The 26,242-nt window shown below is 68.8% G+C and carries 26 protein-coding genes; 16 read left to right on the forward strand and 10 right to left on the reverse strand.

The window, feature by feature from the left end; genetic code table 11:
* Nucleotides 1–353 precede the first annotated feature (353 nt).
* On the reverse strand, nucleotides 354–836 hold the full coding sequence (locus tag VF632_RS16640) for a hypothetical protein (protein WP_331024050.1): 483 nt from the start codon (nucleotides 834–836) through the stop codon (nucleotides 354–356).
* 88 nt (nucleotides 837–924) lie between these two features.
* The gene (locus tag VF632_RS16645) at nucleotides 925–2,202 is read right to left on the reverse strand and encodes an App1 family protein (RefSeq protein ID WP_331024051.1); all 1,278 of its coding nucleotides are present in this window, start codon (nucleotides 2,200–2,202) and stop codon (nucleotides 925–927) included.
* Nucleotides 2,203–2,247: 45 nt separating this feature from the next.
* Between VF632_RS16645 and VF632_RS16650 the strand changes: the two genes are divergently transcribed.
* The gene (locus VF632_RS16650) at nucleotides 2,248–3,630 is read left to right on the forward strand and encodes an MFS transporter (RefSeq protein ID WP_331024052.1); all 1,383 of its coding nucleotides are present in this window, start codon (nucleotides 2,248–2,250) and stop codon (nucleotides 3,628–3,630) included.
* A gap of 205 nt (nucleotides 3,631–3,835) precedes the next feature.
* A complete protein-coding gene (locus VF632_RS16655; RefSeq protein WP_331024053.1) occupies nucleotides 3,836–5,227 on the forward strand; it encodes a sodium:solute symporter family protein in 1,392 nt (463 codons plus the stop codon).
* A gap of 58 nt (nucleotides 5,228–5,285) precedes the next feature.
* On the opposite strand, the gene VF632_RS16660 is transcribed toward VF632_RS16655, so the two are convergent.
* Nucleotides 5,286–6,599, reverse strand: coding sequence for a 1-acyl-sn-glycerol-3-phosphate acyltransferase (locus tag VF632_RS16660; protein ID WP_331024054.1), 1,314 nt, complete (start codon nucleotides 6,597–6,599; stop codon nucleotides 5,286–5,288).
* A gap of 114 nt (nucleotides 6,600–6,713) precedes the next feature.
* Here VF632_RS16660 and VF632_RS16665 point away from each other — a divergent pair, with 114 nt between their 5' ends.
* The 6 genes from VF632_RS16665 to VF632_RS16690 all read left to right on the forward strand — a co-directional run bounded on the left by VF632_RS16665 (nucleotide 6,714) and on the right by VF632_RS16690 (nucleotide 11,168).
* The gene (locus VF632_RS16665) at nucleotides 6,714–7,727 is read left to right on the forward strand and encodes a hydrolase (protein ID WP_331024055.1); all 1,014 of its coding nucleotides are present in this window, start codon (nucleotides 6,714–6,716) and stop codon (nucleotides 7,725–7,727) included.
* Nucleotides 7,728–7,775: 48 nt separating this feature from the next.
* On the forward strand, nucleotides 7,776–8,633 hold the full coding sequence (locus VF632_RS16670) for an HD domain-containing protein (protein WP_331024056.1): 858 nt from the start codon (nucleotides 7,776–7,778) through the stop codon (nucleotides 8,631–8,633).
* 112 nt (nucleotides 8,634–8,745) lie between these two features.
* On the forward strand, nucleotides 8,746–9,231 hold the full coding sequence (locus tag VF632_RS16675) for a GAF domain-containing protein (protein WP_331024092.1): 486 nt from the start codon (nucleotides 8,746–8,748) through the stop codon (nucleotides 9,229–9,231).
* A 31-nt stretch (nucleotides 9,232–9,262) separates the two neighbouring features.
* A complete protein-coding gene (locus tag VF632_RS16680; protein ID WP_331024057.1) occupies nucleotides 9,263–9,709 on the forward strand; it encodes a putative molybdenum carrier protein in 447 nt (148 codons plus the stop codon).
* A 42-nt stretch (nucleotides 9,710–9,751) separates the two neighbouring features.
* Nucleotides 9,752–10,585, forward strand: a complete 834-nt coding sequence (locus VF632_RS16685; protein ID WP_331024058.1) for an SDR family oxidoreductase — start codon at nucleotides 9,752–9,754, stop codon at nucleotides 10,583–10,585.
* 76 nt (nucleotides 10,586–10,661) lie between these two features.
* Nucleotides 10,662–11,168, forward strand: a complete 507-nt coding sequence (locus tag VF632_RS16690; protein ID WP_331024059.1) for a DUF2059 domain-containing protein — start codon at nucleotides 10,662–10,664, stop codon at nucleotides 11,166–11,168.
* 97 nt (nucleotides 11,169–11,265) lie between these two features.
* Here VF632_RS16690 and VF632_RS16695 read toward each other — a convergent pair whose 3' ends face one another.
* Nucleotides 11,266–11,496 carry a hypothetical protein gene (locus VF632_RS16695; RefSeq protein WP_331024060.1) on the reverse strand — a complete coding sequence of 77 codons (231 nt, stop codon included), beginning with the start codon at nucleotides 11,494–11,496 and terminating at the stop codon, nucleotides 11,266–11,268.
* A gap of 227 nt (nucleotides 11,497–11,723) precedes the next feature.
* Between VF632_RS16695 and VF632_RS16700 the strand changes: the two genes are divergently transcribed.
* Together VF632_RS16700 and VF632_RS16705 are read left to right on the forward strand one after the other, a co-directional pair.
* Nucleotides 11,724–12,404 carry a hypothetical protein gene (locus tag VF632_RS16700; RefSeq protein ID WP_331024061.1) on the forward strand — a complete coding sequence of 227 codons (681 nt, stop codon included), beginning with the start codon at nucleotides 11,724–11,726 and terminating at the stop codon, nucleotides 12,402–12,404.
* A gap of 392 nt (nucleotides 12,405–12,796) precedes the next feature.
* Complete coding sequence (locus VF632_RS16705; RefSeq protein ID WP_331024062.1) at nucleotides 12,797–13,027, forward strand: hypothetical protein; 231 nt, start codon at nucleotides 12,797–12,799, stop codon at nucleotides 13,025–13,027.
* A gap of 319 nt (nucleotides 13,028–13,346) precedes the next feature.
* Here the strand turns inward: VF632_RS16705 and VF632_RS16710 are convergent, their stop codons facing one another.
* Nucleotides 13,347–13,817, reverse strand: a complete 471-nt coding sequence (locus tag VF632_RS16710) for a hypothetical protein (RefSeq protein WP_331024063.1) — start codon at nucleotides 13,815–13,817, stop codon at nucleotides 13,347–13,349.
* Nucleotides 13,818–13,878: 61 nt separating this feature from the next.
* Nucleotides 13,879–14,574 carry a hypothetical protein gene (locus tag VF632_RS16715; RefSeq protein WP_331024064.1) on the reverse strand — a complete coding sequence of 232 codons (696 nt, stop codon included), beginning with the start codon at nucleotides 14,572–14,574 and terminating at the stop codon, nucleotides 13,879–13,881.
* 185 nt (nucleotides 14,575–14,759) lie between these two features.
* Between VF632_RS16715 and VF632_RS16720 the strand changes: the two genes are divergently transcribed.
* Nucleotides 14,760–15,041 carry a hypothetical protein gene (locus tag VF632_RS16720; protein ID WP_331024065.1) on the forward strand — a complete coding sequence of 94 codons (282 nt, stop codon included), beginning with the start codon at nucleotides 14,760–14,762 and terminating at the stop codon, nucleotides 15,039–15,041.
* Nucleotides 15,042–15,205: 164 nt separating this feature from the next.
* Here VF632_RS16720 and VF632_RS16725 read toward each other — a convergent pair whose 3' ends face one another.
* The 3 genes from VF632_RS16725 to VF632_RS16730 form a co-directional block, all read right to left on the reverse strand.
* Complete coding sequence (locus VF632_RS16725) at nucleotides 15,206–15,460, reverse strand: BrnA antitoxin family protein (RefSeq protein ID WP_331024066.1); 255 nt, start codon at nucleotides 15,458–15,460, stop codon at nucleotides 15,206–15,208.
* Entirely contained in the window at nucleotides 15,457–15,732 is a 276-nt protein-coding gene (locus VF632_RS28090; protein WP_349264006.1) for a BrnT family toxin, read from the reverse strand. Before VF632_RS28090 ends, VF632_RS16725 begins: the two co-directional genes overlap by 4 nt.
* Nucleotides 15,733–15,854: 122 nt before the next feature.
* On the reverse strand, nucleotides 15,855–16,844 hold the full coding sequence (locus VF632_RS16730; protein WP_331024067.1) for a hypothetical protein: 990 nt from the start codon (nucleotides 16,842–16,844) through the stop codon (nucleotides 15,855–15,857).
* A gap of 252 nt (nucleotides 16,845–17,096) precedes the next feature.
* On the opposite strand from VF632_RS16730, the gene VF632_RS16735 reads away from it, so the two are divergent.
* Entirely contained in the window at nucleotides 17,097–19,085 is a 1,989-nt protein-coding gene (locus tag VF632_RS16735; RefSeq protein ID WP_331024068.1) for a flavin monoamine oxidase family protein, read from the forward strand.
* Entirely contained in the window at nucleotides 19,082–20,899 is a 1,818-nt protein-coding gene (locus VF632_RS16740) for an alpha-keto acid decarboxylase family protein (protein ID WP_331024069.1), read from the forward strand. Before VF632_RS16735 ends, VF632_RS16740 begins: the two co-directional genes overlap by 4 nt.
* Nucleotides 20,900–21,373: 474 nt before the next feature.
* Here VF632_RS16740 and VF632_RS16745 read toward each other — a convergent pair whose 3' ends face one another.
* Nucleotides 21,374–22,639, reverse strand: coding sequence for a phospholipase D-like domain-containing protein (locus tag VF632_RS16745; RefSeq protein WP_331024070.1), 1,266 nt, complete (start codon nucleotides 22,637–22,639; stop codon nucleotides 21,374–21,376).
* A gap of 397 nt (nucleotides 22,640–23,036) precedes the next feature.
* Here VF632_RS16745 and VF632_RS16750 point away from each other — a divergent pair, with 397 nt between their 5' ends.
* The 3 genes from VF632_RS16750 to VF632_RS16760 all read left to right on the forward strand — a co-directional run bounded on the left by VF632_RS16750 (nucleotide 23,037) and on the right by VF632_RS16760 (nucleotide 26,215).
* Nucleotides 23,037–24,608, forward strand: coding sequence for an N-acetylmuramoyl-L-alanine amidase (locus VF632_RS16750; RefSeq protein ID WP_331024071.1), 1,572 nt, complete (start codon nucleotides 23,037–23,039; stop codon nucleotides 24,606–24,608).
* The gene (locus tag VF632_RS16755; protein WP_331024072.1) at nucleotides 24,605–25,660 is read left to right on the forward strand and encodes a hypothetical protein; all 1,056 of its coding nucleotides are present in this window, start codon (nucleotides 24,605–24,607) and stop codon (nucleotides 25,658–25,660) included. Before VF632_RS16750 ends, VF632_RS16755 begins: the two co-directional genes overlap by 4 nt.
* Nucleotides 25,661–25,798: 138 nt before the next feature.
* Nucleotides 25,799–26,215 (forward strand): VOC family protein, encoded by a 417-nt coding sequence (locus VF632_RS16760; protein ID WP_331024073.1) that lies wholly within the window; start codon nucleotides 25,799–25,801, stop codon nucleotides 26,213–26,215.
* Nucleotides 26,216–26,242 lie beyond the last annotated feature (27 nt).

The following is a 26,242-nucleotide window of genomic DNA, read 5'->3' on the forward strand; positions in this document are numbered from 1 at the left end:
GCAGTGCGGAAGTGCGGAAGTGCGGAAGTGCGGAAGTGCGGAAGTGCGGAAGTGCGGAAGTGCGGAAGTGCGGAAGTGCGGAAGTGCGGAAGTGCGGAAGTGCGGAAGTGCGGAATGCGGAAGTGCGGAAGTGCGAGCGCCGCACGGCGGGCCCGGCTGTCATCCTGAGCGAGCGGCCACGACGAGCCCGCCTCTGCACCGCGATCCGCAGCGACCGAAGGATCCGCCACACACTCTTCGAGACGCGCCGCCGTAGAGGACCGAACCGCATCACCTGGCGCATCAGGAGAAAGCGCCTAGGCAATGCGGTTCGTCGGTTATCACTCCCGCACCAACGCACTCACGCACTTCCCCTACGCACTCTTCTTCGCCTGCCGCACGAACATCTCCTGCACCAGGCCGTTGAAGTCGCGCTGCATCTGGTCGTGCTCCGTCTCGCACGTCCGGCCGATCTCGCTCAGCCGCGGCTCGCCGATCCGGTCGCCCGCGGCGGCAAAGGTCGCGAAGGTGTCCTGGGCCTGGCGGATCATCACGATGTCCTCCACCACGCGCAGGAAGTCGTCCGTGCGCAGGCTGTCGGCTACGTCCTTAGCCTTGCCCAGCACGAATCCCAGCGCACCCTTCAGCCCCTGGCCCCCTTCCTCGCCCAGCGTGGCCCGATACGCATTCAACGTCTGCTGGTGCTGCTGCATGCGGGGAATGTAGCGCTCGCACAGCGTGCGGAACGCGGCGTCCTCCGCCTGCTTCGCGTGGTCTTCCAGGCTCTCCAGGAGCGTCTTGTGCTGCATCACGCAGTTGCTGACCTGCGCGCGCAGGAAATCTCGGCCCTCGTGCATTTGCTCTGCCTTCCATTGATTCGATCCCCCGCCGCCCGAACGGCGACGGGGGTAAACGCCTGGTGCAGAAGGTATGCCCAAGGTTTTCTCAACGTGCCTGCGGGCCTGTCCCGGGTCCCTCCGTGCTCAGCTCCCGGTTCGCCTGATTGGTGCCGGCGGGCGTAGGCTCGTGCTCCTCGCGCGCCACCTCGCCGATCTCACCGAGCGCCTGCGGGCGGATCCAGCCTTTTTCGGCCGCGTGCCGGGCCGCCGCCAGTGTGTCGTCTGCCAGGATGAGGGCGCTGCCGGCGTGTTCCACCTCTGCCGCCAGCTTGCGGATGGCGCCCACGCGGTCCGGCCGCGGGACGACGTTGCGGATGTACACGGCGAGGATGCGGTCCGGGTAGTCGCGCACCACGCGATGGTAGATCTCGGGATCTTCCTGCCCGCTGTCGCCGATCAGGATGAAGGGCAGGGCGGGGAACAGGTCCAGGATGCGGCGGATGGCTTCGAGCTTGTGGCTTGCGTGCCCCGTGGGCAGGGCTTCCTGCGCGCTGACGCCCCAGTCGCGCAGCATCAGCGGGCCGAGGGGAATCTTCTGTACCATCAGGAACTCCGTCAGCGTGTCGTGGAGGTTCCACGGGCTGCTGCTGACGTAGAAGATGGGGTTGAAAGGCGACTCGCCCGCGCCCTGCTGCAGCGCCCGGTAGAACGGCGCCACGCCGGGAAACGGCACCCGCGTGTGGGCGTTGCTCAGAAAGACGTTTCTCGCCATCCGCAGCACCGACGTGGCATCGGTCTTCACCACGGTGTCGTCGATGTCGCTGATCACCCCGAACGCGGCGGTGGGCGGCGGAACGAGCAGCTGTGCGAGCGCACGGTGCGGCGGATCGGACTCGGCGGGCTCCACCAGCTCGATCACCACCTCGTGCCACAGGTTGTCGGCGCTGAAGGGTGGCTTGGGGTGGAGCCACGCCTCGAAGTAGCCCTCCTCGTCCGTGGTGACGGCCGCCTGGCCGCCGGGGTAGACGACGCGGACCTTCGCGCCGGCCACCTCGTCGCTTTCGAAGCGCTGGATCATCGCCGCCAGGTTCATGGCAATGCCCTGCTCCGCCACGGCGGCGGGGACGGCGGCCCCGCGCACCACCCGGCCGCGCAGGTACGCCCGGTCGGCGCAGCCGTAGCCGCGGTACGCCTCGATGCGCGCGGTGCCGTCGCCCATGGCGCCGAACTTCTGCCGCTGCGCGTCCACCTTTTCTTCCACGCGGTGGACGAACTTCGCGATCGTGTTCTTCCAGTCTGCCATCTCGTGGCGCCCTGGCTTGAGGTTGGGGTTCAGCCCGCGGCACTGGCCCGCCGGGCGCACGCGGAGCATATTGGCGATCAAGAATCCCGCCGTCTACGCCCCAGCTCCCCCTGACTCCACGCACGGATGCCATCCACCGTACCCGCCGAGCGCCGCGGAATGCTGACCGCGCTGGGGCTTCACCGCCCGGAGCTGCGTGCCTGGGCCATGTACGACTGGGCCAACTCGGGGATGATCACCGTCATCACCACGGCCGTCTTTCCCATCTACTACGTGCAGGTGGCCGGCGCGGGGGTCCCGGCGGCGGAGGCCGGCGTGCGGTACAGCATCGCGACCACCATTGGGCTCGCCATCATTGCGGTCCTGGCTCCCATCCTGGGGACGCTGGCGGATTACATCGCCATCAAGAAGCGCATGCTGGCGACCTTCATGGGCATCGGCGTGACGGCGACGGCGCTGATGTTCCTGATCCAGCGCGGCGACCTGATGCTGGCTTCCATCCTGTTCATCCTGGCCAACATCGGGGTGAACGGCAGCTTCGTATTCTACGAGTCGCTGCTGCCGCACGTGGCGCGTGAAGACGAGATGGACCGCGTGTCTACCGCGGCGTACGCCATGGGCTATATCGGCGGGGGCCTGCTGCTGGCGCTGAACCTGGCGTGGATTCTCAAGCCCGGGCTGTTCGGCCTGCCCTCCGGCGAGGGGCTCAGCTCCGCGCAGGCCACGCTGCCCACGCGCCTCGCCTTCCTGTCGGTGGCCGTCTGGTGGGTGCTGTTCTCCATCCCGCTCTTCCGGCGCGTGCCCGAGCCGCCCGTGACGCGCGAGTCCGACGAGCGGCCGGGGCAGAGCCCCGTCGGCGTCGCCTTCCAGCGGCTGGGGGAGACGTTCCGGGCGCTGCGCGGCTACAGGCAGGCGTTCCTGATGCTGGTGGCCTTCCTGATCTACAACGACGGGATCGGTACGATCATCCGCATGGCCACCATCTTCGGGACGGAGCTGGGCATTGGTCGGGGGATGCTGATCGGCACCATCATGATCGTGCAGTTCGTGGGCATTCCCTTCGCCTTCCTGTTCGGCACGATCGCCGGGAGGATCGGGGCCAAGCGGTCGATCTTCATCGGACTCGCGGCGTACGTGGGAATCAGCATCTACGGATACTTCATCACGACCGCGACGCAGTTCCTGATCCTGGCCCTGTTCGTGGGGATGGTGCAGGGCGGGACTCAAGCGCTCAGCCGATCGCTGTTCGCCAGCATGATCCCGCGTCACCGGTCCGGCGAGTTCTTCGGGTTCTGGGGGGTGTTCGAGAAGTTCGCCGGCATCTTCGGGCCCCTGATCTTCGGTCTGGTGCTGAGCCTGGCCGGGTCCAGCCGCACGGCCATCCTGGCGATCGCGTCGTTCTTCCTGATCGGCGGGTACCTGCTTTCGCGCGTGGACGTGGAAGAGGGGCAGCGTGTGGCCCGCGCGGAGGAGGCGGCGGTCGCGGGTGGCGTGATCGTCCCGGGCTGACGAACGGCGGTTTCACGCAGAGGACGCAGAGGAAACAGAGAGGACGCAGAGGCTTCACCAGCCCCTCTGCGTCCTCTCAATCATCTCTGCGTCCTCCGCGTGAAACTCTTTTTTGTTGGAGGGAGGCGATACCCGGGCTTGCGCGGCGGGCGCCCCGGCCTGAGCTTGCCGCCCACCCGCTTGTCCACTCCCGATCCCGCTTCCCGTGAACATCGTCTTCCTGGGCGTTCTGGGCTACATCCTGCTGCAGTTTGCGGTCGGGATGTACGTATCGCGCCGCATCCGCACCGAGAGCGACTACATCGTCGCGGGCCGCAGCCTGGGGTACCCGCTGGCGATCTTCACCATCTTCGCGACGTGGTTCGGCGCGGAGACCACCATCGGCGCCGCGGGAGCCATTTACGAAGGCGGCCTGGGGGGCGCCACGGCCGACCCCTTCGGCTACGCTGCCTGCCTGCTGCTGATGGGGGCCGTGTTCGCCGTCCCGCTCTGGCGGCGTCGGCTGACCACCGTCGCCGACCTCTTTCGCGTGCGCTACTCGCTGGCCGTGGAGAAGCTCGCCGTGATGCTGATGGTGCCCACGTCGGTGCTGTGGGCGGCAGCGCAGATCCGGGCGTTCGGGCAGGTGCTGGCGTCGTCGTCGGGGTTCCAGGTGCAGACCATGATCGCGGTGGCGGCGCTGATCGTGATCGCGTACACCGCGTTCGGGGGCATGCTGGCCGACGCGTGGACGGACCTGGTGCAGGGGATCGCGCTCATCCTGGGGCTGGTGGTCGTATTCGCCGCGGTGATCAGCCGCGTGGGCTTTGGTGCCCTGGCGAGCATACCGCCGGAGCGGCTGCGCCTGTTCGGCGGGCCGGGCGTGTCGGGGCTGGCCGTCGTGGAGCAGTGGGCCATCCCGGTGTGCGGATCGGTGATGGCCGCCGAGCTGGTGGCGCGGGTGATCGCCTCGCGGTCGCCGCAGATCGCGCAGCGCTCTACGCTGGTGGCCGCGGGAATGTACCTGGTGTTCGGGATGATCCCCGTTTCGCTGGGCCTCCTGGCGCCCACGCTGGTCCCCGGCCTGGCCGATCCCGAGCAGGCGCTGCCGCAGCTGGCGCGGGCCTACCTGTCCACCGGCCTGTACGTGGTCTTCGCGGGCGCCCTGGTGTCGGCCATCCTATCCACGGTGGACAGCGCCCTGCTGGTGGCGTCGTCCCTCGTTTCGCACAACATCGTGGTGCCGCTGCGCCCCGGGATGTCAGAAGCCGCCAAGGTGCGGATGGCGCGGATCGGCGTGGCCACGTTCGGCGTCGTGGCCTACGCCCTGGCGATGCACGCAGACGGGGTGTACGCGCTGGTGGAGGAGGCGTCGGCGTTCGGGTCGGCGGGGATCTTCGTGGTGATCGTGATCGGCCTGTTCACGCGCTGGGGCGGCGCGTGGAGCGCGGCCGCCTCGCTGGTGGCGGGCGTCGTGTCATGGATTCTCGGCGCGTACGTGCTCGCGTTGCCGTACCCATACTTGGCGTCGCTTGCGGCCGCCGCCGGCGCCTACCTGGCCGTCGCGGCGTTGGAGGGCCGCGCCCCGGAAGCCGCCATGGCCCCCGCCGAGGCCTGATCTTCACTTCGCGCCTGGTACTTCCGCACTAACGCACTAACGCACTAACGCACTCCCCTCACACCTTCACGCTCTCCCACAGCGCCGCCAGCCGCTCCGCGAGCGCGCGCTGGCGGATGCGCAGGTCCTCGATGGCTTCCGCGCGGCGGGCGCGGAGGTAGAAGCGGCGCGCCTCGCCCCGGGCACGGTTCCACATGTCGACCGTCCACAGCGTCACCCAGGCCAGGATGGGGAGCAGCACCAGCGCCGCGAGGCCGTACTTCCATCCCCAGCGCCACCAAATGGCCACGGCCAGGACGATGGTCCACACCGCGTGCAGCACCGTGCCCACGAGCGTCTTGAAGGTCGCGCGGATGTCCTGCGGGGGGCGGGCGCGCGCCTCGGCGAACCCGGTGGCGCGGTAGGGGATGTAGAAGATGATGATCCCCACGATGGCGATGGGGATCAGCGCACGCAGCACGCCCAGCTGGCGCGCCACCCACTTGCCTGCCTCCACCTTTCCGACGGACGCCTTCAGCTCCACCGGGGTCATCCGCAGCACCCGCAACGCCCGCGCGTGCGACGACACGGCGGACGCCACCTGCTCCCATCCGCCGCGCTCCTCCGACCGCAGGCGCGCCAGTCCGTCCGCCGTCTCGCGCAGCCGGGCGACGCGAGACGCGGGTGACGGGTCTACCGGGAACTCCGCCGCGTACACCGCCTCGGCCGTTTCCACCAGCGGCTGGTCTTCCCAGCGCTCCAGGTTCAGCGTCACCCGGTGCAGCGCCCGGTCGATGCGCTCCGTCAATTGGTCCACCGCCTCGCGGTCGTCCATGCCGCGGCCGGCCAGGTCGTCCCACTCCACCGGCTTGCCCACCATCACCAGCGCCTCGGAGCGAAACTGCTGCTTCTTGCGGAACGTCAGCCCCACGGCGACCACGGGGAACGACCCGCCCAGGATCGCCGCCGCACCCAGAGCGATGCGTGCCGCCCCCGTCTTCAGCGGAACCAGGGACGGCTCGCTGTGGCTCACCCCCTCGGGAAAGATGCCGACCGCCGCGCCGTCGGCGAGCGCCTGGTGTACGGCGCGAAAGGTGTCCTCGTTCTTTCCCACCTCGGCCGGGTTGTCGGCGTGGCGGTACACGGGAATGGCGCCCGACCCGCGCACCAGCCAGCCGACGGCGGGGTCGGTGAACAGCGGCGCCTTGGCCAGGAACCGCACGGGGCGGCCGGCGACGGCGGCCACGGCGGCCGGGTCTACCAGCGAGTTGGGATGGTTGGCCACGATCAGCACGGGGCCGTCCGGCGGCACCTGCTTCCCCGCCACGGTCAGGCGGTAGAAGGTGCGGACGGCCAGCGACGACACGTGCGCGAAGAACGGAAGGAGCCACACGGCGGGAGAGCGGGGAAGGGGAGCGGATGGCGACACGATCTCGTGACGCAGCCCGTTCCAAATTATCGCGCGGCCGGGTGCCGGCGGAAAGGGGTTTGCTGATAGATTGCCGACATGACCGATCGCATTCCGTTCACGCCCACGCCCTTTCGCCCCGCCCGCTGGCTTCCCGGGGCCCACGCGCAGACCGTCGCCGGCCGCTTCATCCGCCCGCCGCACGGGGTGGCGTACCGCCGCGAGCGCGTGGAAACGCCGGACGGCGACTTCCTGGACCTGGACTTCGCCACGGTGGACGGCGCGCCCGCCGCGGGGGACGATTCGCCGCTCTGCCTGGTGATCCACGGGCTCGAGGGGAGCAGCAACTCGTCGTACATGCTGGAAACCTGCCGGGCGCTGGCCCGCCACGGCATTCGTTCCGTGGCCATGAACTTCCGCGGGTGCAGCGGCGAGCCTAACCGCGCCGTGCGCTTCTACCACGCGGGAGAGACGGGCGACACGGCCTTTCTGCTGGATCTGCTCGCCGCGCGCTACCCCCGCGCCACGCTCCTGGGCGTCGGCTTCTCCCTCGGCGCCAACGTGCTGCTGAAGTACCTGGGCGAGCGCGGCGCCGACTCACGCATGCGCGCCGCGGCGGCCATCTCCATCCCCTTCGACCTGGGCGCCGGCAGCGACAAGCTGAACGCGTCGTTCATGGGGCGGCTGTACGTGCGCCACTTCGTCCGCCGGCTGCGGGGCAAGTTCCTGGGCAAGCAGGACCAGATCGGCGACCGGCTGGACGCGGAGCGCATCCGCCGTGCGCGCAGCTTCCGCGAGTTCGACGACGCGGCCACGGCGCTGCTGCACGGCTTCCGTGACGCCCAGGACTACTACTCCCGCTCCAGCTCGGCGGGGTACGTGGCGCGCATTCGCGTTCCCACCCTGCTGGTGCACGCGACGGACGACCCGTTCGTGGACGAGCGCGCCATCCCCCACGCCGACATCCAGGCCAATCCCTGCCTCTACACCGCCTTCACGCCGCACGGGGGGCATGTGGGATTCATCGCCGGCTCGCCCCGGCGTCCGCGCTTCTGGGCAGAGGGCGAGGCCGCGCGGTTCCTTGCGGCGCAGGCCGGAACCGAACGTGCGTAATCATATGGCGGAACACGGACACACCCGGAACTGACGGAGACGGAACGAATGACGGATATCCTGGAACCGACGGACCCGCGGGCCACCTTCGGCCGTACGGTCGAAGAGCGGTTCTCGCATCGCCTTACGCTGAACGTGCCCTCGCGCGGAAATCCCAAGGTCGAGCGGCTGATCGAGCGGCTGAACGCCGACGATGAGATGTACGCGCTGTGGCTGGCCGCGAACGTGAACGCCGTCGAGCGCCTGCAGATGACGGATCACGGGCCGGTGCACGTGAAGATCGTGATGAACCTCGCCAGCAAGCTGCTGCGCGTGGTGATGGCGGCCGGCGTTCAGCCCGGCGTGGTGGTGAACTACGGGATGACGCCCGAGGATGCCGAGGTGGTGGTGGTGCTGGCGTCGCTCCTTCACGACGCGGGAATGAGCATCCACCGCAAGGACCACGAGGAGTTCTCGCTCTTTGTTGCGCAGATGAAGCTTCGCGAACTGCTGCCGGAGATCTATCCCCATGCAGGAACGGCCGCCATCGTGCGCTCCGAGGTGCTGCACGCCATCATCGGCCACCGCTCGGGCGGCAACCCGTTGACGCTGGAGGCGGGCGTGGTGCGCGTGGCCGATGCGCTGGACATGGCCAAGGGCCGATCGCGCATCTCCATGGGCATCGAGGGGACGATGAGCATCCACTCCATCTCCGCCGCCGCGATCGAGGCCGTGCACATCGAGGCGGGAGTGGAAAAGCCCGTACGGATTCGGGTGGAGATGAGCAACTCGGCCGGCATCTTTCAGCTGGACCAGCTGTTCCGCGAAAAGCTGAAGGGAAGCGGGCTGGAGTCGTACGTGGAGGTGGAGGCGCTGATCGAGGGCGAGGAGGAAAAGCGCCTGGTGCAGACCGCCTACCGTTTGTAGGGCCGGGTCGCCCGCTAGCGGTTTTCGGACGCAACTTCTTGCTGGTGCAAGGTTTGCAAAGGGTCGGCGCCTCGCTTCACCGTCGTGGACTTTCGAAACGAGATGCCGAGTGATGGAACGTCGTGAGGCCGTCGCCCACTTTCGGGACGTGCTGGGCCGCGAGGGCGTGCGGCCGGCGCTACGGTACCTGAACAGCCTGGGGCCGCACCGGTTCACCGCCGTTTTCCGCTTCGAGGGCGGCACCCTGCGCAACCTGCACCTGATCGACCGCGACGACCCCACGGTCGAGCGCTGCCCGGACCAGCCGGTGCTGGATTCGTACTGCATCTACGTGCGCGAGACCGCCCGCACCTTCCTGACGGCCGACTCCACCAACGACGAGCGCGTTGTCGGCCATCCCAAGCAGCCGGTGGTGCAGTCGTACTGCGGCGTGCCGCTGATGGAAGACGACGGCACACTCTTCGGGACCATCTGCCACTTCGATTACCAGCCGGTGCCCTTCGACGAGGACGAGGTGTACATGCTGGAGACGGTGGGTCCTATCCTGGTGCAGGCGGTGCACCGGACGGAGTGGCGCCCCGCCCCCGTCGCGGCCTGACGGTTCGCGTCGTGGCGCAATCGCGCCCGCCATGCTGACGCTGGTGAGCGGCGGGCAGACGGGGGTGGACCGGGCCGCGCTGGACGTGGCGATGGAGCGGGGGATGGCAGTCGGAGGATGGTGCCCGGCCGGCCGCTGGGCAGAGGACGGGCCGATCGCGCCGGACTATCCGCTCCGCGAAACCCCGTCCGCAGACCCGGCGCAGCGCACCGAGTGGAACGTGCGCGACTCGCACGGCACCCTGCTGCTGGTGACGGATGCCGCCAGCGCGGGGACGGAGCTGACGCGTGAGGCCGCCCAACGGTTCGGGCAGCCTCTCCACATTTCCCGTCTGGACGCCCTTCCCAACGTGGACCACTTTCGCCGCTGGCTCCGCGCCCACAGGATCACGGTCCTGAACGTCGCCGGCCCGCGCGAAAGCGAGTCGCCCGGCATCTACGACGCGGCCCGCGACTACCTGCGCGCGGTCCTTCCCTGAATGGCGTCCGCGATCCTCGTACTTTCCCATGAGCGAAACATCGTGCGTGTCCTGATCACCGGCGGCGGCGGGCTGCTGGGCGGCGAGCTGATCCGCCAGGCGCCCGCGGAGGTGGAGGTGCACGCCACCCGCCGCTCGTCGCCTGTGCACGGCGCGCCCTCGCACGAAGTCGACCTGTCCGACGCGGCCGCCGTCCGGGCGCTCTTCGCGGCTGTGCGTCCGGATCTGGTGATCCATACGGCGTACTCGGCGCGGGAGGGGGAGCGCGACATTTGGCGGGCGACGGAGAGCGTGGTCGCGGCCTGTCTTGAGACGGGCGCGGCGCTCGTGCACATGAGCACCGACGCGCTGCTGGACGGAGAAAGCGGGCCGTACGGGGAGGATGCGGAGCCGGACCCGGTGCACGAGTACGGCCGATGGAAGGCGCGCGCGGAGTTTCACGTCCGCGCGGCGAGGCCCACCGCCGCCGTCGTCCGCACGTCACTGATCGTGCGCGCGGACCCGCCGGACGGGGGAAGCGCCACCGTGATCGACGCACTGCGCCGCGGCGAGCCCGTGCGCCTGTTCACGGACGAGCTGCGCTGCCCGACCGCCGTCGAAGATCTCGCCGCGCAGGTGTGGGAGGTGGCGCAGCTGCCGGTGGACCGGCGTGCGGGGGTGTGGCACCTGGTGGCGCCCGAGGCCGTCAGCCGGTACGCACTGGGCGTCCTGCTCGCCACCCGCCACGGGCTGAACCCGGACGGCATCACCCCCGTGCCCAGCGCCTCGTCGCCCGTGCCGCGCCCGCGCGACCTGCGCCTGCTTACGCCCCGCGCCGACCGCGAGCTGCGCACCCGCGCCCGGCCCATCAGCGCCGCGCTGTTCCCGCCGCGATGACCTTGCGTGTGCCGCCGCGGCCGCCGAGCTTCAGCGGGAGCAGACCCTTCCCCCGAAAATGCTGGAGGTCTCCCCCATGCGAATGATGCGAACCCTGTTGATCGCCTGCGGATTGATGGTGCCCGCCGTTGCCGCCGCCCAGCCCACCACCACCCCGGCGCAGCCGGCGACGACGGTCTCGGCCGCGTCGTTGTCGCTGGCCCGCGAGCTCACGACGCTGATGGACCTGGCGGGGAACGCCAGCGTGGGCGTCGACGTGATGCTCGACGCCATGCAAGCGCAGAACCCGGAACTCGCCCAGTTCCGCGCCGTCCTGCAGCGGTGGGCGCGCACGATCTTTTCGACGGAAGAGGCGGCCGTGGCGTTCGCCCGCATCTATGCGGAGGCGTTCACCGAGGCGGAGCTTCGCGACCTCGTCACGTTCATGCGCACGCCCTCGGGCCGGCGGTTCGCCGCCGCGCAAGGAGAGCTGGCGCGGCGCGGGTCAGAGGTGGGAAAGCGGCTGGCGGAGGAGAACCAAGGCGAGTTGATGCAGATGCTGCAGGCGGAGCAGCAGAAGGCTCCCCCTCGCAAGCAGAACTGAGCATTTGCACCGCCTGAACGACGACAGCCGGCGATCCCCGCAGGGGGACCGCCGGCTGTCCGGCGTCAGGGCTCCCGCGCGGCGGGCGCCGTTCCGCCTACGACGCGGGGTGAAGGCGCGCGTGCAGCAGCACCTTGGCACGGTCCGCCCGCGCGCTGTTCTCCTGCTTCACCGAGCGGAAGAACTCGGCCAGGTTGCTGTCGCCCTCTTCCTCGGCGTCGCGGATGTACTGGTCGTACGTCTCGGCGCCCTGCAGCGCGTGGAAGAGAATGCTGACCAGGTTGTACGTCAGGTCTCCGGTACCCGTGTTGCCCGTGCTGTCCGACATCGAGCGTTCTCCTGATAAGGTTCGTGCCTCAACTGCCGCGTGCGCCCTGCGCAAGACAGGGGCCGCGTGCCGGAGGCGAAAACGCGTCGTCATCGTCGTCCGGGAACTCCGGTGCGCGCACCGGGTGCAACTCGCTGGCGCGGCGCGCGCGGCACGTGTATCCTCTCGATCCGCGCCGTTCCCGCACCTCGTCGTTCCCAATCCCCGCCGGCCCCACGGAGCACTCGATGGAGATCGTCGGCGGTGTGGTGTTCGTCGTGATCCTCTACGCGCTCTCCGTCCTGGCCCACCAGACCAAGCAGGACCGCATCGACGCGCTCCGGGATCTCGCGACGCGGCTGGGATGGAGCTTCCAGGATGCGCCGCCGGTCACCATCATCCCCCACGTGGAGCGGTTCGAGCTGTTCAGGCAGGGCCGCGATCGAAGAATCCGCAACTCCCTGGCGGGCGAGAGCGGCGGCGACCGGTTCGCCGTGTTCGACTACTCGTACGTGACGGGCAGCGGAAACATGCAGAAAACCTATAGCCAGACGGTGCTCCACGTGCACTCGCCGCGGCTGGACCTTCCGCTCTTTTTGCTGCGGCCGGAGAACCTGCTTCATCGCATCGGCAAGCTGGTGGGGCACCACGACATCGACATCGAGGGCCATCCCGCGTTTTCAGGCGAGTACCTGTTGCAGGGCCAGGACGAAAGCTCCATCCGGGCCGTGTTCGAGCCCGACGTGGTGGCGTTCTACGAAGCCAACCGCGGGCACTGCACTACCGGCGCGGGGTCCGACCTGCTGCTCTGGCGCTCCGCGACGCTGGCGAGCGCCGAAGAAGTGCCCGCGCTGCTGGAACTGGGGCGCGACCTGCTGGCCCGGCTCACCAGCCGTGCCCTCCCGCACCCGAACGAGCCGGCTGCTTAGACGCACGACAGGGTTCTCTCGTTCGGGGCGGTGAGGGAGCACGCGGGCCTCGCTGGGGCGACTGAAGTCGCGGCAGAATCAGCCTTAGACACCATGATCAAACAAGATGCACGGAAACGGCGAAAATACTAGGTGTGCGCGCGCAACCCGCACTCACTAAACCGCCGGAACGTGCATCCTTTCCGACGAACGGACAGCGCAACGGACAGAATCGCCTGCCGGGAGTCGCCCGGCGGGCTGTTTCGTTCCCACGAGATTCTAGTCTCCGATGGGTGCGTGCGGGGTATAGGTAACCGAGGGGGCTAAAGCGAGCGAGCCGATAGAACGGCCGCGCGCGATCCCCGGTACTTGGATAAGAGCCCACCGAGCCACATTAGTCGCACCAGCAGGGTATGCCGCGCATGATCGCCCCCCACTACCCGCCCGGACCGGCGGCGCTCGCCGCCCGCTGGCGAGAGGACGCCCAGGTGCTGCGCCGCTACGGCGCGACCAGCCGCGCCCGGCTGCTAGAGCAGATGGCCGCCGAACTGGAAGCGAGCACCGCAGCGGATGCGATGGCTTACGGTTGCACTCAGCATCGCCGCCGAACTGTCCGGGTACGCGCGCACACCTGCGGCGGCTGATTCGGGAGGGCAAACTAATGGCCGCAGGAACGGAAGGACGCGAGCCACAAGTGCGCCTCAGTGACCTACCCCGGAAGGCAACGCCCGGGGCACCGGCCCAGGATCGGGCATGGCCCTTCGCTCGGGCCGTCGTGGCCGAGGTCGTGGGCCCCGGACGCATGCTCCCGCCCCGCCGGAAAACCGAAAGGTCCCCGCGTAAAAAAGTTCGGACGGCGGGCTCGGGGGGGACAAGCCCCCCACTCCCCCGCCGCACGGTAAAATTGAAACCCCGCCGGACCGGGACCGGCGGGGTTTCTCGTGCTAGTTCGGCCCCCGTTAGTTACCGGGAATCCGGTGCCCCCCGCGCCCCCCGCTGCGCAGGAAGCCAAATCTGCACCGCCCGCAGTCGTCCGATCCCCGGAATTGCGCGCGGGGCTGCGCCCCGCACATCTTGCAGCACGCGTGCCGCCCACGGCAGAACCCGAGGCCGCTGGGCCTGCTGCACGCGGAACGTTGCGCTTCCGCTGGCAGCATCGCCAGTCGCACGACGTACGGCCATCAGCGCTTCCACCGCCTGCGTCAGCGTGGCCGCGTCCGCGTCGGGCGCCAACAGAATGACATCTTGCGGAGATCTGCCGCCGAACCGTTCCAGCCGGAACGGCGTCTCCGCTCCCTGCAACTCGGGCGAGATCGCGACCAGCGCGGGCACGCGGGCCTGTGCCGTGCCGTGTGCCTGCTGGGCCATGCAGAAGGATTGCGGCACGACCGCCACCGCGACGGCCAGCAGCAACGCGCGAATCAGCGAACGCATATTTCTACCTTAACGGGTTCAGGTTTTCCAAGACGCGCCGGGGGGGAAGCCAGGTTGCACCTCATTGACAAACTTCCGCCCAGCCGGACCAGTACTGCTGCCAAGTTCGGCCGCCATCGTTTGAAATCTCGATCACGATGAATTCCCAAGAGCAGGAGTCGCCGCCGCCGTCACCGCCTCCCTCGCTCCCGCCCCCGTCGCCGTCCCCGCCGCAATCCGGCGTAGCAGAGTACGGATCGTAGGTATCCAGGGAGTATCCGTCCGAGCCGCCGTCGCCGCACCCGTCGCCCCACCCGTCGTCGCCAACCTGCCAGACGGTGCCCTCGAAGGACACCACTTTGCCGATCCCCCACTGACCGTACCCAAAGCACTTGCCCGTCCATGACCCCTCCGCAAGCCACTCGTTGTCGGCCGAGCGGCCCAGCGTCATCCGGTAGCGATAGACGCCCCCGCCGAGATAGCCGATACGAGTATGGGGAGCGAAGAAGGTGAACAGTCGCGGACCCACGGCGTTGATGTTGACCCAGTACTGGACGTGAGAGTTCAGGATCGCGGGACAGGCCATCTCCCCGGTGTCCATCTCGTACTCCACCCCGCTGCCATCGTCCACGATCTGGAAATTGCTCAGCGGCGCGTGCTCCGGCGGCGGCGTCACTACGGAGGCCGGACCGGCCGGGCTGTCCGCGCAAGCGGTTGTCAGAGTAACGCTCGCGAGGGCCCACACGAGGAGGAGGGATCGGCTACGCTTCGTACTCATCGGACGAGTTCTCCTCTCATTAACGTAAAGTGGACTAGGATGACCAACACGGTGCGACCCGCTTACCTTGTGCGCGGCACCTCCTTTCGCGTAGGGTGTGTGTGAACAAGCAAGTGAACAAGTGAACAAGCAAGCAAGCGAAGCAATGCGGCCCCGCGTGCAACCCCGGCAGGAGCGATAAAGAAATGACCAACAGAGAACCCGTAGGCTGGACCCCGCTCACGGCGGAACAGCGGGAATCGCTTCCCAACGCTGACCATACCTCGCTTTTTTCGCGCGACGAGGTTCAAGCAGCCTTGCAGCAGCTGGTTTCTGCTTCAGATGCAACCCGGATCGCCGACGAGCTCTACAGCGACAACAGAGAGCCCGATGTGTTCTTCTATGGTGAACTGCTGACGGCGCTTTCCCGCGTCTCTGAATCGGCAGCCGCGCGAGTGCGTACCATAACGCCCGGCACAACCGAATAGCCGCGAACGGTGTACGTTAAAACGCGAAAGGGGCGGGTCAAGGGTTAGTGACGAATGGGCTATCGAACGAACGGAATCGCCGCTCGAAATTCTCCCCTCTCCCGCGCTGTTTGCGGGGGAGGGGCCGGGGGAGGGGGAACCCCGTCCACGCTGGTAGCGGTGGATCAGGCGCTCTGCCGCAGTTCCTCGCGCAGCACGCGGCGAAGCGTCTCTTCCAGCGGTTCTGCCGCGTGGCGTACGTGTTCCCGCAGGGCCGAGTTGATGAGGCTCTGGTAATTGCCGCCACCCGCCGCATCCACCTGCGCACGAAACCAATCCAGCACCTCGTTGTCCAGCCGGATTGTGATCCGCGTCTTTCCCGCGGGAGAGGGGTCGATCGCGCCTCGCCGCCCCGCGCTGAAATCGTACTCGTCTTTCATTGCTTACCTCGATCATAGACAAGTCGCTCTGTTCGCGACGCCCGGCGCGCGGAAATCAAACGCACCGTTCCTATTCCTCGCCACGTGTAAACCACCACGACGATTCGGCCCAAGCTGTCAGTGCCGATCGTGGCGTAGCGCTCCTCCTCTGGGTGTGGGTCCTCTACCGTGATCGCGTCCTCGTCCTGCAGCGCACCTACGGCGTCAGCAAACCGAACTCCATGCTTCGCGGCGTTGGTGCGTGCCTTCTTCGGATCCCATTCAAATCGCATCGGAGTGTATGCACGTCTGTGCACCCGGTCAAGGGTAAAGGGAGAAGCGCCGTCCTGACGGGGACGGCGCTTAGGCGAATTGTGTTGCGTGTGGCGAGCCGGCTTACAGCTGACGCAGCACCCTACGCCAGCGGCAGACCCGACGTGGCGCGCGTCTGCTCGTCATGAAGCGCGCGGAACGGGGCGATGTCGGGGTGTTCTACACCGCTGCCCAGCTCCTCCACGAACAGGCACGTCGCGCGGCCGCCGGAGGCTGCGTCGTAGCGCCGCTCCCATTCGCGCATCGACTGCTCGTCCGCGCCGGTTTCGTACGGAAAGGTGACGGGCGGGTTCTCGACATCCACGCGCCACGGCTTGGGCGTCAGCCGCGCGCGAAAGCTCTTTTGCACCTGGCACAGCCGGATGTACTGCGGATCCGCCCCCAGCGCCGTCATGGTGGCCTGCACCTGGGCATCGGTGGGCGAAAACGGCGCGTGCGTCACCAGGTAGCGCATTCCCGAGTGCGTGCGGTACACGCGTACCCGCCAGTCCGGGTGAGACGCGATCCAGTTGCGCAGCCGTGCCAGGGGCGCGGTGGGCGGATCTCCCGGCGTCCACCCGGCGGGCGTTGCGGCGGGCGGGGGCGCGGCCGGCGCCGGGGTGCGCGGGCCCAGGAAGGTCTCGGCAATGGACTTGAGTCCCGGCGGCACCGGCAGCGCATCCACCAGCCCCCACAGCGGGTGCGAGGTCGCCGGCGGCGTGGCGGGCCGCGATGCGGGCTGGGCGTCCGCGGCGGGAACGTCGACATCGATGAAGAACGCCCGCGCGGTGTTCAGCACCAGCGCGCCGTACGAGTTGCGGGTGATGGCCGCATCCGGCGCGTCGGCCGAGGAGGCGGCGGGAAACTCGCGTACCACCTCCTCCCGCAGCGGGCGGTCGCCATACGTGTAGCGCTGGGGAAAGCCCTCCCCCGCCTGGATGCGTGCCGCCACACGCCCCACCGCCTCCTGCGCCAGCGACTGCGCCTCGGCTGGGCTGCTTCGCGAGCCTCGCCAGACGTGGAACCGCACCGGCTTGCCGGCGGGGGTGACGGCCTGGGACTCTGCGCGCGACCAGTAGCGGGGAATCAGCATCGGTTGGCCTCCGGGCGGGTGGACGGGCAACGACGGTGGAGCGTGCGGTGCGTTCAGTATCTGCGCCGCCGGGCCGGCCCGCAAGCTCCCTGTGCACGTCCATCGGCAGCGGGTCGGTGGGACGCGCATCGCCGTGGTTGTCCCGCCCGGCGCTCGCACGTACTTTCCGCATCCGGCAGCCTCAGCACTCGCCTTCCCCAGGCTCGCCGCCCCGTCCCGCCGCACGTAATCCACTCCACCGCACCCCATCCGATGACCGAAACCGAGAAGCTGGACCCCGAGCGCTGGGCAACCTGCGTGAAGCTCGCCCGCACCCTGCTGATGGTAGGCGACGACGACGGCGACCTGGTGCTCAAGTACCTGGACGTCCTGATCGACCGCGGGCTGACGAAGACCGACAAGCCGAAGAAGGTGCTGGTCGTGGGCGCGGGGATCGCGGGGCTGGTTTCCGCGTGGCTGCTGAAGGAAGCCGGCCACCACGTCACCATCATCGAGGCCAACGGCAACCGCGTGGGCGGACGGCTGAAGACCTTTCGCTACGACCAGTGGCGCCCGGACCTGCCGGCGCCCTTCCGCGATCCGCGCCAGTACGCCGAGGCCGGCGCCATGCGGCTTCCCAACTTCCACCCGCTGGTCCTTGCCCTGGTGGACAAGCTGGGGCTGAAGCGCCGCCTGTTCTACAACGTCGACGTAAAGCCCGGCACCGGCAGCGGCACCGTGCCCCCGGTGGTCTACAAGTCGTTCACCGGCCAGGAGTGGCGCAACGGCCCCGACGTCCCGTTCACCCCGCCGGACAAGGTGAACAACGCCTGGATCCGCGTGAACGGAAAGCAGGTTCGCAAGAGCGAGTACGAGAAGGACCCGCGCGCGATCAACGCCACGTTCGGCATGCCCGAAGATCTGCGGAGCAAGACGACGAACCAGCTGGTGAACGACGTCGTCGACAAGGTTCGCGACTACTACTCCACGGTGGACCCGGTGACCCGCGAGCGGAAGAGCAAGCCGTTCGGGGAGTGGGTGGAGGGCTGGGCGCGGGTGATCTACGACTTCGACCAGTACTCCATGTGGGGGTTCCTCAAGGAGCACGGAAAGTTCGCGGATGGCACCATCGAGGCGGTGGGGACCATCGAGAACCTCACGTCGCGGCTGCCGCTGTCGTTCTTCCACAGCTTCCTCGGGCGCAGCGACATCAATCCGAAGGCCACGTACTGGGAGATCGAGGGCGGAAGCTGGCGGCTGCCGTACGCGTTTCTCTCCTTTCTGCGCGATGAGATCGTCATGGGGCGGCGGCTGGTGCAGATGGAGTACTGGCACCCCGACCGCGACTGCTCGGGGTGCACGCACGTGGGACCCGACGGCCCGGCCGTATGGATCAAGACGGTGGACGAGCACGCCGACGAGGACCGCGGCGGCAGCCGGCCGCCGCCGGAGTTCCAGGAGTTCACGGGCGACGTGGCCATCGTCACCATTCCCTTCAGCAGCCTGCGCCACGTGATCGTGGACCCGCTGTTCAGCTACAAGAAGGGCAGGGCGGTAATCGAGCTTCACTACGACTCGGCTACCAAGGTGCTGCTGGAGTTCAGCAAGCGCTGGTGGGAGTTCAGTGAGGCCGACTGGAAGCGCGAGATGAACGCCATCCGCCCGGGGCTGTACGAGGAGCACGCGAGTGAGAGCCAGGCGAAGGGAACGGCGCTGCTGGGCGCGGACCCCGACGTGGACGAAACCCGCATCGCCAAGCGCGAAAAGGCGTTCTACGCCGAGCTTCGCCACCAGGAGGCTCCCGACCGCGAGGCCACGCACGTGTTCGGCGGCGGGTCCATCACCGACAATCCCAACCGCTTCATGTACTACCCGTCGCACCCGGTGCCGGGCAGCGACGGGGGCGTGGTGCTGGCCAGCTACAGCTGGGCCGACGACGCCGCGCGGTGGGACTCCATGTCCGACGACGAGCGGTACGCCTTTGCCCTACGCGGCCTGCAGTCGCTGCACGGCCGGCGCATCGAGGTGTTCTACACGGGCAAGGGGCAGACGCAGAGCTGGCTGCGCAACCGCTACGCCTTTGGCGAGGCGGCGGTGTTCACCCCGGGGCAGGTCACGCAGCTTCACCTTCACATCCCCACGGTCGAGGGGCCGGTGCACTTTGCCGGCGAGCACACCTCGCTGAAGCACGCGTGGATCGAGGGCTCGCTGGAGTCCGCCGTGCGCGTGGCTCTCGAGGTGAATGGCGAGGTGAGCGCGTGAGCGGCCCCGTTGGCGATCGGTGGACGGTGGCGCGCTACCTGTCGGCGCGCCTGGCGGAGCTGGGCGTCACCGACCTGTTCGGCGTTCCGGGCAACCACCTGGGCCCCTTTCTTCCCGTGGCGCGCCAGGCCGGCATCCGCTGGGTGGGCAACTGCAACGAGATCAACGGCGGGTACGCGGCGGATGGGTACGCGCGGGCGACGGGGCGGCTGGGCGCCGTCGCCGTCACCTACGGTGTGGGCGCGCTGTCCGTCATTCAGCCCGTGGGCGGCGCGTACGTGGAGCAGATTCCGCTCGTGGTCATCACCGGCGCGCCGACGTACGAGCAGTGGCAGAACCTGAAGGCCATCGGCCTGCTGACCAGCCACATGAGCCCGAACACGCGCAGCAACGTCGACGCCTTCCGGCAGGTGACGGCGGATGCGCAGGTGGTTACCAGCAGCCGCATGGCGCCCGTGCAGATCGACGGTGTGCTGACGGCGTGCCTGACGGAGCGGCGTCCCGTCTATCTCGAAGTTTGGGAGAACGTGTGGGACGGGGAGTGCGACCCGCCCGCCGGCCCCGTCACCGCTCGCCCTCGGCCCACTTCCGCAGCCATGGACCGGATGCGGACGGCCGCGGTTGACGAGGCGGTCGCGCTGATGGAAAAGCTGGGGTGCCCCATCCTGTGGGGCGGGGAAGAGATCGACCGCTACGGCCTTCGCGCGGAGTTCGAGTCGCTGGTCGACGCCACGGGGCTGCCGTTCTGCACTACCATCGGCGGCAAGTCCGTGATGTCGGAGAACCACCCGCTGTTCCACGGCGTGTACAACGGCAAGGCCAGCCTGCCGGAGATCTACCGGATGTTCCAGGACGTCGCGGGTTGCCGCGTGGGGCTGGGGTCGTGGGCCACCTCCAAGAACCTGGGCGGCACCCGCTCCGTGGGCGACGACTGGATCGTGGCGGCGCACCAGGGCGTCAGCGTGGGGCCGCGCTACTTCCCGGACGTCAAGCTGGGCGAGTTCATCACCAGCCTGCGCGACGCGCTGGTGCAGCGTCGGATCACCGCGGAGAGCGCGGATGCCCCGGCGGACTACTACAGTGCAACGGAGGGCTCGCGCGAGGAGGCCGTGGGCGAGCCGGCCGCCGCGCCCTCCGCCGACGAGGGGCTCACCTACGACGGATTTTTCGCGCGGATCAGCGCCTTCCTGGACGCGTCCGCGTCGGGCGAGGGCACCGCGGCCACGTCGCCGTACGTGGTGGTCTCGGACGCCGGCTTTTCGCTGCTGGGCTCGCAGAACCTGAAGATGCCGCAGCCGCGCACCTACTTCTGCCAGGGCTCGTGGCTGGCCATCGGCTACTCGGTGGGCGCGGTCACGGGGGTGAAGGCGGCGCTGCCGGAGAAGCGGGCGCTGGTGTTCGTGGGCGACGGATCGTTCCAGGAAACCTGCCAGGAGCTTTCCACCCACACGCGGCTGCGGCAGGACAACGTGGTCTTCGTGATGAACAACGACGACTTCTACGGCATCGAGCAGATGCTGGTGCACCCGTGCTTCTACGATCCCGCCTCGGGCGAGGAGGCCGGCTTCTACAACGTGCTCCACAAGTGGAAGTACAGCCGGCTGGCGGAGGTGTTCTCCGGCCCCGACACGCCGATGACGGGCGTGGTGGTAGGCACGCACGGCGAGTTGAACGCGCTGCTCGGCCGGCTGGCGGACGAGGGCGACGCCATCAACGCCGGCCCCGTGCTGGTGCAGGTGCGCCTGCCGCGGGAGGACTATCCGCGCGCCATCCACTACGAGGTGAAGAAGAACTGCGGCTCCGGCAAGCACTGACGGAGCTCGATGGAAAGACGAGCCGCGGAGGGGCACCCAGCCCTCCGCGGCTCCAGCCGCGGGCTTACCCGGCTCTGGGTCGCGGCCTCGGCTCGGTCGGGCGAATGAATTCGCTGCAATAACCACACGAAGTCCGCCTGCGCGGACTGGCTTGTTCCCGTGTGGGGAAGCCCGTGTGGCGCGCCCGGAATGTGTGGCGGATCCCTCAGTCGCTGCGGAGTACGGCGGATGGGCAGGTTCGCCGGGGCCGCTCCATCGGGATGACATCCCGCGCGTCGGCAGGTGGGGCGCGCGTGCAGGTGAAGCCCCGAACGGGACGCGCCAGCGGCCCGTGTCGGGGCTTTCCGCTGTTCCAGCCGCAGGTTCCCGCCCGCAGGCCCCGGACGGAGCGGGGGAGAGCGAGAGCCGCGGAGGGCACCCAGCCCCTCCGCGGCTCATCGTTTCCTCCGCGCCTCCGCGTGATGCCGTTCGCCGTCAGGGATAGGTGTAGACGTCCTCGTCGGCCGTCATGCGCTCCCACGAGTAGCGGAAGGCGGCGTAGATGGTGTCGTCCTCCAGCTTTACGAACAGCTCGTCGTTGAGGTAGTTGGCCGAGTGCGACAGGTTGTGCGAGCCGGTGAACACGATGCGCCGCGTCGTCGTGGACCCCGCATAGCGGCCCTTCACCAGGATGAACTTGTCGTGCGTGTTGATCCTGCGTACGGCGATCCCCGCGTTGCGCAGCGTGGCCAGCACCTGCGATCCGATGGAGCCCACCGCGACCGAGACCCAGCACCCCTGCTGCTTCTTGGATACCAGCAGCTGCGCGACGTTGTTGCGCGTGTCGTTGAACATGGCCTCGGCCACGCGGATGGCGCAGGCGGTGTCGGGCTCCACGTAGTTGATGCGGTTGTAGACCAGGTCCGTCTCCTGCTCCGGCGACGCGTACACCTGCAGGTTGAAGGTGCTTCCGCCGAAATATCCACGTCCCGACGACGAGTCGTAGAAGTCGTTGTTGGCATAGCTGGCCTTGGCCCACAGCGGCGCCCAGTATTTGTTCACGAAGTTGTCGTACAGCGTCTTGTCGCCGTACACCGTCACCGTGTTGTTGTACGTGTTGGCGCCGGTGGCGTACGTGAGGTTGGCGGACCCGAACCAGCTCACGTTGTCGCGCAGCACGCCCGTGGCGTCCTTGGTCCGGCTGAAAAGGAACAGCTTGGAGTGCATGATGGCGCTGGCGTGGCGCGCGATGCATCCATCCCATCCCTCGCCCGTGTAGGTGCCCCCGTTCACGCACCAGCGGAAGCGCGTTCCCGATCCGCCGTCCAGATACGCCTGCAGGTTCTCCGGCGAGGTGTCGTCGTCGTCCGCGGGGTCGCCCGGGTGATGGTTGCCGCTCATCACCACGTACACCGTCACGCCGCGGTCCTTCGCCCGCTGCAGCGCCGCCTGCACCACGTTCGCGCTGATGTTGTGGATGGCCGTGCGGATGGTGGAGCCCGCCGGGGCGTTGTCGATCAGGTAGATGACGTGGTTGAGGATGGACATGTCCTGCGTGGCCCCGGCGCGCAGGTCGGTGAAGTGCGCCTCCATCCGCACGGTGCCGGAGGTGGCCGCGGCCATCACCCGCGAGGGCGCTTGCGGAGCGGGGATGGACTCGCGCGCGGGTGCGACGACACGCGGCCCGGCGTCGCAGGCGACGAGCGCGAGCGCGGCCGCCGCGGCCACGGCAAGGCGGCGGCTGGGGAATGATGGATTCATGGTGCTTCGTGGATCGGGGGAACCTGCGGGATGGGGATGCAGAGGTTTGCCGCCAGAAACGTTCCAGGCGCGGCATCCATCCGGAACGGGCTGGTGATTCGGTCCGCGAGGAAGGCCGCGGCGCATCGGGCGACGCTGGCCACCACCGTCAGCCGTGCCGAAGCCTGTGGAATTCTCCGGAGACGATCGTGTCACGTGCACCGCTCTGGAGCAGGCCGCACCGCGACGGTGCACTCGGCGGGGTGCGCACATCTTCGGAAGAAACCGCGAAATATCCCGCAAGCCGTGCCACCCCACGCGGTTGCGGCGAGCGCATCCGCGGCGCGGATCGCGGGTCCTGAAACTGCGGTCCTGGCGGGCTCCCGGCAGACCGGTTTCTCCCCTTGAAAGGACCCGCATGCGTCCCTTCCGTGTCCTCGCGTTGGCTTTCGTGGCGGCCGGCGTGCTCTCCGCCTGCGCCGACCAGCCCACTACGCCCCGCGCCGCGCCCGTCGCGGTGGCCGGCGAGCTTCAGCTGGACCCCATCTTCAACCACGCCGCCGTCGAGTTCGGCGTGCCGGTAGACCTGCTGAAGGCGGTGGGATTCGCCGAAACCGGGTGGCAGATGGTGCGCGGCGAGGCCGAGTTTGTCGGCCAGCCGCGTGCGTTCGGTGTGATGGCCCTGCGCGGCGCGCACCTGGAGCGTGGCGCCGCGCTGGCCGGCGTGTCGGCCGCGGAGGCGCGCTTTCGCCCCGAGGCCAACATCCGCGCCGCCGCCGCCGTGCTCGCCTCGCTCGCGGACGAGCTGCAGGTCAACCGCGCCGACTACGCCGCGTGGGCGCCGGCCGTGGCGCGCTACAGCGGCATCGTCGCGCCCGAGGGGCAGGCGGCGTACGTGCACGAAGGTGTGTACGCCGTGCTGAACGCCGGCGTGCCCGCGGATCACGCCGGGGGGCGCGCCACGCTCGGCGCGCGCCGCGTGGCTCCCGGGTTCCCGCGCCCGGCCGTGGCGCCCGCGCCCTCCGGTCCGCGCGCGGGGGCGACGCTTTCCGCCAACGTGGTCTGGCGCCCGTCGCCCAACTACAGCTCGCGCGGCAGCTATCCCGTGCACATGGTGGTCATCCACTCGTGCGAAAGCAGCTACAGCAGCTGCTGGAGCTGGCTGACCAACTCGTCGGCCCAGGCCAGCGCCCACTACGTGGTCAACACCACGGGCAGCGAGATCAGCAAGCTGGTGTACGAGAGCCAGAAGGCGTGGCACGTGGGCGCCACCTACTACTGCTCGCGCAACAACAGCACCGACTGCCGGTGGGACGGGGTGCAGAGCAACTACTTCACCGTGGGCATCGAGCCCGCGGGCTACGCCTCGCAAACGTCCTGGCCGTCGGGGCAGATCCGCGAGTCGGCCATCCTGGCCTGCCAGATCAGCAAGCGGCACGACGTTCCGCGCGACCGCAACCACATCGTCAGCCACGCGCGGCTGCAGCCGTACGACCGCACCGACCCCGGCGCCAACTGGCCGTGGACGGACTACATGAGCCGCATCAACACGGCATGCGACGCGGGCGAGGCGCTGATCGTCGACAACAACAACAGCCTCAACGATCCCGCCAAGGAAAAGTTCGAGATCGGCACCGGGTGGACACAGTCCGACAACATCCCCGAGTACTACGGCGGCGGCTACTATCACGCCCCCACCGCGGCCGTGTCGGACCCGGCTACGTTCTGGTTCTACCTTCCCGCGGCGGCCACCAAGACGGTGGATGCCTGGTGGACGGACCTGGCCAACCGCTCCATCAGCGCGCCGTACCTGGCCTACAACGCCAGCGGCACCGAGGTGGGGCGCGCCACCGCCAACCAGCAGGTGAACGGCGGCAAGTGGAACACGCTCGGCACGTGGAGCTTCACCGCGGGATGGAACAAGATCCAGCTTTCGCGCTGGACGGCGGACGGGTCGTACGTGGTGGCCGACGCCGTGCGCATCCGGTGATGGTGGATTTCCGGACGATGGGCGGGTCCCGGATGCGCTTCGGGGCCCTGCTCCTGGCCTTGGTCCTCGGAGGATGCGGGGACCCGGGCGACGGGCGGATCGCGTTCGTTTCCGAGCGCGACGGCAACCGCGAGGTGCGCGTGGTGAACCTGCGGGGCGGGGAGGTGCGCCTGACGAGCAGCGAGGCCGACGACTATCCCGCGGCGGTGTCCCCGGACGGGCGCGCCCTCCTGGTGGTCTCGGCCGAGCAGACGCCCGCCGGCAGCGCCGAACGCATGTCGCTGGTGCCGGTGGATGGCGGCGCGGCCATTCCCATCGGCCCGCGCGGGGCCCGGGTGCGCAACCCCAGTTGGGCGCCGGATGGAACCTGGTTCGTGTTCGAGGCCAGCAGCCACGGGTTCAGCGACCTATACCGCATGGACCGCGACGGCGGGGCCGTCCGCCGGCTGACGGACGATCGCGAGGGCAACTTCGAGCCGGCCGTGTCGCCCGACGGCCAGTGGATCGCCTTCACCTCCAGCCGCGACGGCGACGCCGAGCTGTACGTGATGCGGGCGGATGGCGGCGAGGTCCGCCGGCTGACGGCGTACCGCCGCGACGACTGGGGCGCGCGCTGGTCGCCGGACGGGCGCCAGCTGGCGTTCATCAGCGACCGCGAGGGTGAAGACCGCATCTACCTCGTCGGCGCGGATGGAACGGGGCTGCGCGCGCTGACCGGTACCCCGCGGAACGCGGGCGTCCTGCAGTCCGCCCCCGTCTGGGCGCCCGATGGACAGCGGATCGCGTACGTGGAGCTGGCCCGCGGCAAGCGCGCCCGCGTCCGCATCGCCAGCCTGGAGGGTGGCACGCCGGCGAGCATCGCCTCGTCGGCGGACGCCCTCGCGGCCGGTGCGCAGGAGAGCCCCGCGTGGTCGCCGGACGGAAAGTGGCTCGCCTTCAGCTGGGAGCACGACGGCGACCCGGAGCTCTACCTGGCGCGCCCCGATGGCAGCCATCCCCGCCGGCTGACCCGCGCGCCCGGCGCGGACTGGCTTCCGCGGTGGGTCCGGTGAACGAACACGACGCGGCGGCCTGATTCGGCCGCCGCTCTCGTTTCGCCTTGCCAGTGTGCCGGGAGCGGCGCACTTTAGCGGCCGATGCGCCTTCCACCCGCCGCGCATTCGCAGGCCTACCTCCCGACGGAGCAGCTCATGGCGACCCGAACCTCCCGCAAGATCTTCGTGAACCTCGCCGTAAAGGACCTCGCCCGGTCCGTGGAATTCTTTACGAAGCTCGGCTTCAGCTTCAACCAGCAGTTCACCGACGAGACGGCCACCTGCATGATCGTCAGCGACGAGGCGTTCGTGATGCTGCTGGTGCACGGACGCTTCCAGGATTTCACGAAGAAGCAGATCGTGGATTCCACCACGCAGACGGAGGTGCTCGTGGCGCTTTCCGCCGAAAGCAGGGAAGACGTGGACGCGATGGTCCACACGGCGCTGGCGTCCGGCGGCTCGCCCGCAAACGATCCGCAGGACCACGGGTTCATGTACGGCTGGAGCTTCCAGGACCCGGACGGCCACATCTGGGAAGTGGTCTGGATGAATCCCGCGCACGTCCAGGGCTGATCGCCCGCGATACGGCAGCGGGCTCAA

Origin of the sequence: Longimicrobium sp. (genome assembly GCF_036388275.1) — a bacterium.
In the GTDB taxonomy this organism is placed as follows: Bacteria; Gemmatimonadota; Gemmatimonadetes; order Longimicrobiales; family Longimicrobiaceae; genus Longimicrobium.